Here is a 13,160-nt window from a genome sequence, read left to right as displayed (position 1 = left end):
ATAAAAACTAATAAATATTTTAAATAGATTCCATCTGTGAGACGAATGAAAGGCTAAAAGTAAAATGCAATCCTAAAATAAACTACAGTGGCTTTAGTATGAGCTAAGTGGAAAAGAATTAATAAGCTAAGAGCGTTTTTGCAATTTTATTATTACTCTTTACGAGTTATTTTAAAGCTTTATAGGCGGCCTTGCTTACTTAAAAATAGAATGATAATACAAAATTAGATATAGATTATATCATTATATAAGCAAGCATAGAATTTAACTGATTTAAGATTTTTTAATGAAAATTAGATAGCGATAATCAGTATATATATAAATTAATTTCTAGCTCTATAAATATGACTGCAATAACCAAGAGTAAAAAATAATTAAACTAAATTAATGGTTATTCGATTAACCCTATTGTATTTACTTGGTGAATTTCTTTTTTTATATACCGCGTTGAGATTGTTCTTGTTTTTTTAGTGTTTTTTTATATAGAAATAAATCTTACAAATTTAATTTGTATTAATTTTATTTGAACTTCCACTTACACGCATTTAATGTGTATTATCTTAACTTTAAAGTATGAATATATTTATTGAATTGTAATAAAATGTAATATTTTATTGGATTTTACTCGGTTTTATTATGATTACATATATTTAAACATAATAGATAATAAATTTTTATCTATAAAACACAAAAAAATAAAAACATTTAATTTAATATTACTAATCATACGCTTATAAAAACTAAAAACACTCCGTTTACGCGTAAAATTGGTATTTATTTGATATTTATCACGTTTTAATGACTTTTTGATTGCTTCTATCTATTGTTATGTTGTTTTTGATTGGTTATAACACTTTTACTCTTATTTTAATATATTTATTATTAACGAAAATTAAATATGCAGAAATTAAGTTTTTATAGTAGGCACCATATGAAAAATAATATACTAAGTAATAGAGTAGGTTGCTTTTTAAGAAAGGCTCGTAAAGATAAAAACTTAACAGGAAAAGATGTAGCTAAATTAATAAATGTTAGCCAGCAACAGGTATCGCGTTATGAAACAGGGATGACTTCACTAACATTAGATCAGTTAGACCAGTATTTAATTGTATTAGATAAAAAATGGATTGAACTATTTAAGTATATGGAGAGTGAATCAATTAGAAATAAAGCAAAAACTTCTTAATTTTATTTTTTAATAATAAAAGTTTCTGTGTTAATTAATAACATAGGATGATTATATTTTATAAAAAGCACGGTTAAAAGTGTTTTTTATACTATGTAATTAATTTTTGATGTTCATTTTAATTAGAGAGAATAATATGCTAAATAAAAAATTGGGTACTGTTTTATTATCAACAGTTATTGCAGCTTCTTTTGCTACCGTTGCTAATGCTGAAACTCGTACTGCTCAAGCAACAGCAACATGGCAAGCAACAGCAATTAAAGATACAACGAGTATGTTAGTTGTTACTCCATTAAAAAGCCTTACTTTTAATTATGCCGAAGGTCAAAAAAGCTTCAATCAGCAAAACGGCGCATTTGATATTGCTATTCAAGGCCAGTCTGGTGCTACAGATTTTAAATTAGCATCTAAAATTATTGCTAATACTTTAGCAAGAACAACAGATGATTCTAAATTAACAGTAGGTGTTAAATGGAACGGGGAAGATTTAACTAAAGATTCTGATACTGTATTAATTGATACATCTACTGGATTGACTTCAGGTTTAGACAATTTAGCTGCTGATGGTGTTTATAATAGTTCTGATCGTGCAACAGATCGTGGTGAATTCACTTTTGTGATTGCAAATGCAGAAGCTGCAGGTGCAGCAACAGACTTTAGTTCTCTCACAGACGGTACATGGGATGGTGATGTGAAAGTTCAATTTACTGCAACTTGGGATGGTTCTTTTACTCCAGCACCTAATCCAGAATCTTAATTTTTCCTAAATTTTATAACTGATATTAAGATAAAGATATTATAAGGAAATAATATCTTTATCCTTCTATAAATAGAAATTTTATTATGAAAAAAATAATTTTTGCATTAATTTTATTATCAATTCTACCATTAAAAAACAGTTTTGCTGTTAATGTAGGTAATATTACCGAAATAATATCAGCTGATGAAGATACACTAGCAAAAGAAATTGAAAATACGGTTGATACAGCAAGGTTAGTAAATTTAACAATAGAAAAAATCGATTCTCCACTAGAAAATGGAAAAGTTATTTCTGTAAATGACCCTAATGAAATTTTATCAACACCTGCAAACTTAATTCTTCCTGGTAAAGCAAAAGATGTATTTAAGATTATTTATCAAGGTCCAATGGATGATAAAGAACGTTATTATCGATTAAATTGGAAAGATGATCCTATTGGTGAAAGTGGTGTAACAAAAAGTTCAAAATCAGCATCAGCTACAACATCGGCAACAATTAGTACAATTCTTGTTGTTTCACCAAGAGTTGAAAAATTTAATTATGAATTTATTAATTCACAAGTATCTAATATTGGTAATAGCTCATTCCGTGTAGTGGCTTCAGGTCCTTGTTTAGCAGAAAAACAAAAATATGGAGTGGATGGAATCTGTCGCGAGCGTTATTACCTCATGCCACATTTAGCCGTTAAATTACAATTTGTCGATGTGAAAAATAAAAAATCAAGCGTTGGTATTTGGCACAAAGGAGAGTTCATTGTTGTCAAATAATTAAGAATGGACTTAAATTATGCGTAAGAGTGCTATTGCTTTATCAATATTGAGTATTGTTTTTTCGAATTCAGTTTACGCCAATGGAATTAAAAGCATAAAAATTGGTGGATATATTATTCCTCCTGCGTTTGTTAATGCGCTAGAAGAAGGAATGTCTGTTCCTGTTTTTTTACGATTAAATGATGATACTAAAAAGAATCAAAGTGATAGTAAAATTGCAGATGCAGTCATTGTTATTGAACAAGATAAAATTAAATTAGCAAGCATTCATCTCATTGAAAATAATAAAGGCGCAAAGCTTAATAATTTATTAATGGATAATCTTGAAGGCCTGCAAAATGTTATTTTTAATGGTGAAAACAATATCGCTATTGATAATAATGCAACACTTCAATTAAACATTTCTTCATTTAATTTATCATTAGATGTTGATAAAACTGCATTTTCACCAAAAGAACATGAGAGACAGTCTTTACTAGGAAATTCTTCAGTTAATTCATTCTCAGCGGTAGCTAACTATGATTTAGGTGTATTTCAGAGTCGAGTTAAAGATGCTAAAGACTCATCTAGCAGTTATTTCAATTTAGATACATTATTCGCAGCAGCAGAACATCATTTTAATGTTAATGCCTCAGCATATAGTATTGGAAAATCTAATTCGAATATTGAGCTATATCGTGCAATGTACGAAAGAGACTTTAACGGACTCCGTTTTGCTCTTGGATTAATGAGTACTTGGAATTTACAGTCCATTGCCAGTTTAACTGCTCTTAGTAGTAGTAAAATTTATGCAGCTTCAATAGGGAATAACTCTGCCAGTATGGTGACAAATAAACAGCAATCACTCACGCCGATTTATGCTTTTTTAAATAGCCCTGGTGAAGTCCGTATTTATCGACAAGGTAAATTATTAAATATTCAAAATTTTCCAATGGGTAATTTTGAAATTGATACAAGTGTATTGCCATATGGTATTTACGACGTCACTATCGAAACAGTTGTAGATGGTAAAGTTGTCACTACACAACAGCAAACAATTAATAAATCTTTTGGTGCGATAACAGGTAATTACGACAAACTGAATTGGGAAATATATGGTGGTTATATTGATTTTGATAAACGTCACTATGTTAGAGGTGATGATTCATATAGCCAAACGCCGGGGAAAAGTGCTTTAGCTGGCGTTTCTTTTGCATATAACTTTCCTGTACTATCAGGGGTTCGTTTCCAAATGTCAAATTATGGATTCGATAAATTTGTTGTTCAAGAAACAAGCGTAAATGCATCATTAAATAATTATATTTCAGTGGCTTGGCAAGGTTTATTGGATAACCATGGAAGTCATCGTAATATCACAACTATCTCTGTTAATATTCCTGAAGGCTATGGATCTTTGTGGGCATCTAAAGAAAAGACTATAGTGAGTGGTGAGTTACCACTCTACGATGCAGACAGTTATTCTTATGGTGGAACCATTAATTTTGACAAAATTATTAATAGAACAGGATCATTTACTATAAGTAATACGAAAGATAATCGTGTTGGTAGTGATTCTATTAACTATGAATACGCAAATACATTATTCTCTGGTCGCTATGGTACTGTTGGATTAAGAGCAGGCGTTCAGCGTTATCATTATGATAATCAAAACAGCACAAACGAAAAATATATTAACCTTGATTTTTCCTTACCACTTTCCACTTGGTTAAGCACTGGTGTTTCATCTACAAATGGTAATGTTAAAGCGAATATTTATGCGAATAAAAATTTTGAAGATTCGGTGATTACCAATGCAGGGGTTTCCGTTTCCAAATTAGTCAGAGATAAAGATAATGGTGAATCTGATTTTTCAACATTAGGCTATGCTTCTTATGATACTAAATATAACTCAGGTACTGTGACGATTAATCGCCCCGATAATGATAGACTTAATGGCAACTTAACCTCTCGCGGCTCTGTGGCATATAGCGACGGCATGATCACGCCTAGTGGTCAGCAAGGTAAATCGGGCGTTATTATTAATTCCGATATAAAAGGTAGCGGCAGTATGGTCGCAAAAGTAAATGGACAAAATTATCCAATTAGTGGAAAAAATACCTTTATTCCGTTATCTCCTTATTCTGATTATGATATTCAATTAATGAATGACGGCAAATCAAAAGACAGCTTTGACATTATCTCTGGGCGAAATAAATCTGTCACGTTATATCCTGGAAATATTGCTCTCTATCAGCCTGAGGTCAGACAACTTATAACAGTTTTTGGACGTCTAAAATCGCCTGATGGTGAATATATTAAATTTGCTGCAATTAGAAACCATATAGGGCATACAAAAACAGACGCAAATGGTGAGTTTTCTATGGATGTTGATGTTAGATATCCAGTTATATCGTTATTACAAGATGATCAGCAAACTATTTGTGAAGCAGATTTAGATCTTCAAGGCGCAAGAGGTGCATTGTGGGTCGGAGAGGTTACTTGTGAACCTCAGTCTAGCTTGGCAAAAAGATAATAGGGTATTTTAATGAGAATAATTCTTAAATTAACATTAACTACATGTGTTATTGCTAATTACTTAATGGCATTTAGCGCTCTCGGGGCAAATGTAACAAATAGCTATGTTTTTGTTGAAAATAATGTGGATAACGAATATTTCATTACTCCAAGAACAACAGATCCTCGTTTCTCAGGTTCCAATAAATTTACTAAATATGCGGGAGCTTCTCAACTTAGTCTCGGCTATATGGGATATGTGAATACAGGAATTCAGGCTAATCGAAATATTGATATTTGGTTAGAAAACTCGCAAATAGACAAGCCATTTACAGGAAATCGATGCATGCGAGGCTATTGTTCAGATAACAGTGGTTACTGGCCAGCTCAGTACATCGGAAAAAATGGGGCTTATAAAATAGTCCAAAGTAATATTAATGGAGAATCTTATTACGCACGAGGTATATTTAGCGATTCAGCCTATCATTACTTTCTTCAATTACCAGTAGGTACAGTTGAAAATTATAGTTACAGAGCTTGTATGACTAATATTGATTATGACCCAAGCAAGGGTGAGTCTTGTCAAAGTGTTGGTGGGAATATTATAGCCTCACACGAATTTAATATAACAAAGTCAGGACATATAAAATTAACATCAACAGGCGCATTACAAGAAATTTTTATTGACAGTAATGGTAATCCTAATATAGGTTTGGGATCACAATTTTGTCGAATAGGCATTATATCAAATCAAAATGGTATTATCTGTAAAGTAATTGATCATGAAACAACAGGTGATATATTTGCAAATATTAGATTGGCATTAACCATAAATCGAACATTAATACCTTTTGCACCAGCTGCAAATACTATATTAATAGGCCCGGATGATGGTAGTAATAGCTGGTATTATTATAATACAACATATCCCGCAAATTATTACTTTAAAAGTAATAATAAAAATGTATCAATATTTTTATCTAATACTTTTTTAAAACAATTAATTACTTCTGGTGTTGATTTTACTAATAGTCAGGAGTTTTTTACTTTTTCTTTTACAAATACTGCTGTACCTCAATCCGGTTACTATGAGTTCACTCCATCAAATACATTGATTATAAAACCCAGAGATTATGGTATTAGTATTATTCCAGCTGATTTTAATCCTAATCAATCTAAAACAGGGAAAGTCGGTAATGATGAGCCTCCTATCGAATTTAATTATATAGTTACAACGAGTGGACCACGACAAGCTGATTCTATAACAGCTAAAGTAGAAGGGCCTATGACTATGCTTAAAGGCCAACCATATTGTTTATTTAGCTCAAATGATGATAAATTTAAAGTTCCTTTTTCTGCTTATCTTTCATTTAAAAATAGTGATGGCACAGATGCAAAGTTTAGAGCTAGTTGTGATAGTAATGAAATCTCTCTAAAAAATGCTTTGTGGTCTGAAACGCCTTGGGATAAACCAAATCAAGATTTAGGTTCATTTTATAGAACAAATTTAGATTTATCCTTTCCAATGAACGAGTCGAATTCTTTTTTCACTTTAGATGGAATTGATTGGTTAGGGACTGTCTCTGCTACGGGCAACGTAACTGTTAAGGCCATTTGGACAGGGCCAGATATTCAATAATCTTTATCTTGGGCTACATAATGTTTTAGTAGCCTACTTTTTTTATATAAATTTAGATGATTAGTTATGAAAAAAAATCTATGCAATATAATAATATCTTTAACTTTATTTTTTAGTGAAAGTGCACATGCATTATATATAAACTCAGATATATCCTCTATGGAGTCAGGTGAAGAATTTTTTTCTAAGTCATATATAAATGATACAAAAAAAACAAACTTATATACATTTTCTGCGTATAAAATAGATAAGCCTGGTAGCAATGAACATGGTCAGCCAATTGAAAATGGTGAAATAATATTTACACCTCTTAAGAAAATTTTGTTACCAGAAGAGCAGGAGTTTTTTAAAATTTTTTATAGAGGAAAGAAAGATAGTATTGAACGGTATTATAAAATTACTATTAGTGAAACATCATTAGACATCACAAGCGATGACAATAAGAATAAAAAACCATTATTCTATCCAACTGTAAGCTTAGAAACATACTTTGTAGTCAGGCCATTGAATCCAAAATTTACATATGAGTTTGAAAAACAGACTGGTAGTATCAAAAATACGGGTAATACTTACTTTCGAGTTCTGATTCATAAGAGTTGCGATATTGATGAAAATGAAGAGCCTTTAGTTCTTTATTTACTACCTAATCAACAATTCCAAAATGATATTCTAAAGAGTAAAGGTCATAAGTATATTGTTATTTTTAATAAGTATTATTCTATAGGAAATTGCGATTAATTATACGATTAAATTCAAAAGCTGATACGATAATGCCGTCCAATGTATTAATTTAACATAAGATAGATTGTGCGAATCTGTGTTGTAGAGGTTCAATGCTAATGTCTATTTCTGGCTCAATCTAAATATCTGCACTATATTTGTTTATGGGGTTAACCTTTCTCTTTTCGACGTGGGGAAGAAAAGGATATTTCCTGATGAAATAGTCATGAGTACAGAAAGCTTAGGATGATTTACGTTAAAAGAATTAAATCGCATTAAAATTCTGCAAGATGGCATTGATCGTAAAATGACTCCAAGTCCTGCGAGCGTGGTACTAGGTATTACACCATACCATTATAGCCGACTAATAAAACGTTACCGTGAGCATGGCCCTTTAGGCTTGAATAACATTGCTTGAGGTAATCCCAGTAATCGTTTATTACCAAAATCATTCACTGATTAAATTGCAGATATCGTTAAGAAAAATTATCCTGATTTTGAACCTACGCTAGCACGCGAAAAATTTGAGGAAATACATGAGCTGACTATCGGTAAAGAAATACTTCGTAAGCTTATGATATACAAGGGTTTATTTGGATCATGAAAAATGCGAGCTCCTAAAACTCACCAACTACGATACAGATGCCCTTACACCGGCGAATTGATCCTAATTGATTGCTTTGACTATGATTAGTTTGAAGGTTGTGCACCAAAATGTTGCTTCTAGTGTTTGTTGATGATGCCACTGGATTCTTAATGCACTTGCGTTTTGGCGAAACTTAATCCGCCTTTTATTATATGCAGGGAGCACGAGAATACATTAAAAACATAGTAAATCGCTTGCATTCTACAGTGATAAACACGGTGTTTTCCTTATAAATCATCCAAGCGGAGCCATGACCTGTACAACTCAACTTTGCAGAGTTCTCAATGATATTGGCGTCGAACTGATTTGTGCGAACAGTCATGGGGAAAGGTTGCATAGAGCGAGCTAATAAAATGTTTAAAGGCCGTCTAATCAAAGAGATGAGACTAGATAATATTAGCAGCATTGAAGAGGCTAATGTACGGCTAGAAATCTTTTTGAGTAATTTTAAACGGCACTTTGCACGTGCCCATAGTAACGTTTATTCTAGGTTTAGCTAAAAAGTGATTTAATAAATTTAGTTATCTGAATATAGTAATATGTTTATCTCTAAACAATAAAAAATCCCTAATAAAAACTAAAGTTTAATATTTATCGAATTAGTTTTACATACTAAAAATCTGAATTTCTTTGTCTTATAGATGATACACTTAGTTTCTCTACCTAGTTATGAACTAATAAATAGTTAATAAGATAGATATCACTTAACATTCAAGTAAATACCAATTAATTTCTATTTATATGTTAAAATTTTAATTTAAATTCCTGATTATTTCGTTCCTAATTGTAGGATAGAGTAAAATTGATATCAGCGTTGGCTTCTCCTTCTGTAACTTTGCCAGTAGCCTGATAAGCGGCATAAAAAGTTAATGTTGTTGCCTCTTCTGTTGATACGATTTTACCAGATGAAGCCGAATTTATATCTATTAGTGATGTTTTATCACTATCATAAAGTGCAATCCCTACATTCTTTGCCCCCCCTGCTTGTAATGCGATTAACTGTGGATTTTCTGTTAGTGGCTCTCCCGTAAATGTTACTTGAACATTTGTGTAATTTTGTGGACAGTCATCTACAGTTAATTGAAAAGGAACTAATGGTGTTGTTTTTCCTAAGTTATCTAAATATTCTGTGCTAAAAGTGCCTAAAAAGACCGATGGCGTATTAACTAAGCTTACTGAACATGCACCATTTTTTATCACTCCTGAAATATCAAATCTAATATCACTTGCCTGAGCAGTGACAACACACCCTAACAATAATCCGATTACACCACTAAAAAATATACGCATTCAACCCTCCACTTTGAAATAATTACCTATATTCACCATCAAGATCATTGATATGAAAACGTCACTGTCGCTGCTGCATTTGCCGTCCCGGGTGTTACAGCTGTTTGTGTACGTATATATTTAAAATTCAATGGAATTGTTATTGTTTGGCCCATTGTTGTTGTTTTACTTCCGATTGAAAATTGGTTTGTATTTCCTTTTGCTGAACTATCAGGGCCAAAAGCTCTTGCTATGTTATTATAAAAAACTTGTACACCAACCCCTTTTGCTGTCGAATCAGCTGTCAACTTTAATTGGTTTGTTGTATTACTCGCGTTAGAAGCATCAGTAATCGTCATCCATGGAACCACATCGGAATCACATTTTAGCTCAACGGTTGTTGAATAAGAACCAAAGGTCTCATTTACTGCCGGTAAATCAGTCGTAATATATTCTCCCAATGGAATCGATACACTAGGAGATGACTCAACTTGACAGCTTAAAGCGGATACATTGATCGCTGTAGTATTCACATAAATATATCCCGTCTGTACTAAAGTGGTACTTTTATAACATTTAAAATCAGCAATTTTTTGCGCCGTAAAAGTATTCGTACCGGATTCAATAGAACCAGGTAATTTTACAAATGCAAACTGAACCATCGCCCCCAAAGTTTGAGCTTGAGAAGAACTACCAGAAAATGGATACACGGTTGTTTCTGCATTTGTTAAGGGGGTCCAATTAGGGTTATTTGTGTCCTTTGCCCCCATAATCCAGCCAATACTTGGAATATTAGTTGAAAATATACGATAATTTGTTCCTCCGAGCGATGTAGTGTAATTAGTTGCTGTAGAAGAGGAAACAATAACCCCTTTAGTCATATTGGGGTAGGCACAAAACTGTTGTCTCCCCGAGGCATCCCATTCTCCTGTTAATAAAGATAAATCGGTCACTGAATCTGTTGGGTTAGTATACGTAATTGTACTTGGTGTTAAGGTTAAGTCCGCAGCGAATGAGCATGAATTAAACATGCTTAGCATAAATAGTGATATGGAAACTTTAATATCGTATATTTTCATTATCTTATTCCGTGATTATTTCGAGGTTTGTTTTGTTATATGACATTCTACTATTACCTGGAGAACTGGCTGCTTCTTATCTTGTGGCAGTGTAAAATCGCCCTTACATTGTTGATTTTTTGACGTCCCCCATTTAGCCACTATCTGCCCTTGTTCTGGTAATCCACTTAAATAGACCTCGCCATGTGCACTAACAATCCCTGATACATTTACGGATGCATCTGATTTTGTATTATTTTCTAAGGTTGCTACTGATCCAAAAGGTATAGGCTTTCCATCTGCCATCAATGTAACTAATGCTCTCCAACCTATGTGGGTTTGAAAATCAGCGTAAACTACAGCGCCTCTAGTCGGTATCACGGTTGTACTATTCTTCGCTAAATCTATTTGGTCTCCCAAGCTACTGACATCCAGTTGGATTCGATTTCGCTGATATGGCGTTAAATACGGTACAATCGCATAACCTGCCGAATTAGTTGATATCCCTGTCCGATTTTGAATAGAGACCCCTTCCGCATCAGGTGTATTCACTATAGCAATAGTGTCACCTAATGATTGGGACAGTGTGATCCCTTTAGGATGAGCAACTAGCCCCCCTTGAATGCCATAATTCATCCTATGATAGTTTGAGTTATAACTGACCCCACTATTTACTGTACCATTACGTCCTTTATAAGACATGGATGCATTGCTACTATTTTGTTGTCCTTTATTTCCATAGCCTTGTTGTATTTGATAATTCAGAGTATTATCGAATGCATTTCCACTAAGGCCAACTTGCATTGAGGTCATACCATGATTATCTGTACTCATTATTGTGTTAATACGGCTGTTTGGTAATAATGAGTCGAAGGGAATATTAAAATTTATAGCAATCAGTTGATTTGCTGATTTTACATCTGGCATATCAGAGTATGTGTAATTTATCCCGTAGCTTATATTATCCCAACTCGTGTTATACCCAGCACTTACGGTCTTCTCTTTACCTGAACGCCCCCAATAATCTTGTTGATAGCCATTAAGATAAACTGAACCATAATCTGCTAATGATTGGTTGAGAGTGGCTTGTAGCTTAGAGCGTTTATTAAATCGAGTTTGAAGAGAGTATGCATCATTCGCCTCTGCGAAATCATAATATCCTTCAGTTGAGTAACGATATCCCGCTAACGTTACTGTTGTTCCTGTGCTAAGTAAACTTTTCGCATATTGAAATCGATAAGATTGCCCATGAGATTTACTATATATACTGGGCTCTTTAAAGCGTGTATGGGCCTCTGTCATATCAATAGAAAGCGCACCATAGCTGCCTAAATTGAATCCTGTTCCTAATGCTACTGCTTGATAATCAGCAGAATAGAGAATTCCGCCATAACCTGTAGTGTTCCAAGGTAAACCATAGATTAGTGTTGATTGGGTAAAATGTGGCTCTTGGATTCGAGAATTACTTCCACGATATTTACCAATACTAACATTATAGTTTAATTGCCCTTCACGTTGCATAATAGGTACAGAAGAAAAAGGAATAACAAATGATTGCTCACTCCCATCCATTTCAGTGACAATAACTTCCAGATTTCCGCTTGCAGAACTTGGATATAAGTCTGCAATTTCAAATGGCCCTGCGGAAACATACGTTTGATAAATTACAATATCATTTTGTTTTATGGTAACTTGAGCTTCACTTCGAGCAATCCCTCGCACAACAGGTGCGAATCCTCTCAAGCTATAAGGCAACATGCTATCGTCAGATGCTAATTTTCCTCCTGTAAACTGAAAACTGTCAAAGATATTTCCTGCAGTGATTGTTTCACCGAGTGTCAATTGACTTTTTAAGAGGGCAATATCACGTTCTACGTATGTATAAATATTATCCCATTGATGATGATTTTTATTATGTGTATAGACACTATAATTACGGGTGCGCCATCCACCTAAATTTACCCCACTTCTCAAACTTAAAAATTCAGCACGCTCATCTTGATTATGAGCCCACGTTTTTGCTCCCGAGAAATTATAATCTAATAGAAAAGCAGGAACTCCCTGCATCCACAGTGCTGGTGAAACCGCACCACGAGCCGTTGATTGCATGGCAATTTGTGGAATATTTAGAAATAATTTTTGTTGAGAAAAATCAAAGTTTACAGTTGCATGAGGAATTATGTTTTCAATAGAATTGATAACAGTTTCATCTGATAATTTGTAAAAGGCTGGTGAAGCATGACTATCTACCCCCCACTCAATCCATTGTTGTTTTGTTAATACAGGTCTCAGTTCACCATTATCTCCGTTTACAAAATAGAGAGTATAAATTCCAACTGTGTCATGATTCAGATACACATCAACAGTATAGTGTCCAGAAAGTTGCCCTTCACTTTTAGAGAAAACATCCAAGTTATCAAGATCTGCTATAGATTTTAATCCTCTTTTATCTAATGAAGCTGGACTAAAATAGTCCTTTCCATATGAGAATTGACTACTGAAAATAGTAATTAATACTGCGATATATGGAACGCAAAGCTGCAATGGGAAGAGTAATTTAATCGTTTTGTTTAAGCTCATTATGATAAATTCATGTAATATAGTAGGATAAAAGAGTCA

Annotated in this window: 9 protein-coding genes and 1 pseudogene; 7 read left to right on the top strand and 3 right to left on the bottom strand. The window is 33.2% G+C overall.

Features of this window, described 5'->3' with window-relative positions:
• The first annotated feature begins 931 nt into the window (after positions 1-931).
• The 7 genes and pseudogenes from ACU696_RS06430 to ACU696_RS06400 form a co-directional block, all read left to right on the top strand.
• A complete protein-coding gene (locus ACU696_RS06430; RefSeq protein ID WP_110593006.1) occupies positions 932-1,186 on the top strand; it encodes a helix-turn-helix domain-containing protein in 255 nt (84 codons plus the stop codon).
• Between the two features lie 136 nt (positions 1,187-1,322).
• A complete protein-coding gene (gene ecpA, locus ACU696_RS06425) occupies positions 1,323-1,943 on the top strand; it encodes a common pilus major fimbrillin subunit EcpA (protein ID WP_110593007.1) in 621 nt (206 codons plus the stop codon).
• 86 nt (positions 1,944-2,029) lie between these two features.
• Positions 2,030-2,713, top strand: a complete 684-nt coding sequence (locus ACU696_RS06420) for an EcpB family pilus assembly chaperone (protein ID WP_110593008.1) — start codon at positions 2,030-2,032, stop codon at positions 2,711-2,713.
• A 19-nt stretch (positions 2,714-2,732) separates the two neighbouring features.
• Positions 2,733-5,228 carry a TcfC E-set like domain-containing protein gene (locus tag ACU696_RS06415; RefSeq protein ID WP_198635236.1) on the top strand — a complete coding sequence of 832 codons (2,496 nt, stop codon included), beginning with the start codon at positions 2,733-2,735 and terminating at the stop codon, positions 5,226-5,228.
• 66 nt (positions 5,229-5,294) lie between these two features.
• On the top strand, positions 5,295-6,848 hold the full coding sequence (locus ACU696_RS06410) for a fimbrial protein (protein WP_371021572.1): 1,554 nt from the start codon (positions 5,295-5,297) through the stop codon (positions 6,846-6,848).
• Positions 6,849-6,914: 66 nt separating this feature from the next.
• Positions 6,915-7,586, top strand: coding sequence for a fimbrial protein (locus tag ACU696_RS06405; RefSeq protein ID WP_110592917.1), 672 nt, complete (start codon positions 6,915-6,917; stop codon positions 7,584-7,586).
• Between the two features lie 250 nt (positions 7,587-7,836).
• Positions 7,837-7,986: pseudogene (locus tag ACU696_RS06400) on the top strand (helix-turn-helix domain-containing protein); the annotation flags it as partial.
• Positions 7,987-8,994: 1,008 nt separating this feature from the next.
• Here ACU696_RS06400 and ACU696_RS06395 read toward each other — a convergent pair.
• The 3 genes from ACU696_RS06395 to ACU696_RS06385 are packed head-to-tail and all read right to left on the bottom strand — an operon-like array spanning position 8,995 to position 13,121.
• Complete coding sequence (locus ACU696_RS06395; RefSeq protein WP_110592918.1) at positions 8,995-9,504, bottom strand: fimbrial protein; 510 nt, start codon at positions 9,502-9,504, stop codon at positions 8,995-8,997.
• Positions 9,505-9,548: 44 nt separating this feature from the next.
• Complete coding sequence (locus ACU696_RS06390; RefSeq protein ID WP_110592919.1) at positions 9,549-10,562, bottom strand: fimbrial protein; 1,014 nt, start codon at positions 10,560-10,562, stop codon at positions 9,549-9,551.
• Between the two features lie 15 nt (positions 10,563-10,577).
• Entirely contained in the window at positions 10,578-13,121 is a 2,544-nt protein-coding gene (locus ACU696_RS06385) for a fimbria/pilus outer membrane usher protein (protein WP_110592920.1), read from the bottom strand.
• Positions 13,122-13,160 lie beyond the last annotated feature (39 nt).

The organism is Providencia sp. PROV_01 (assembly GCF_053098325.1).
This window is presented reverse-complemented; position numbering and strand designations above follow the sequence as displayed.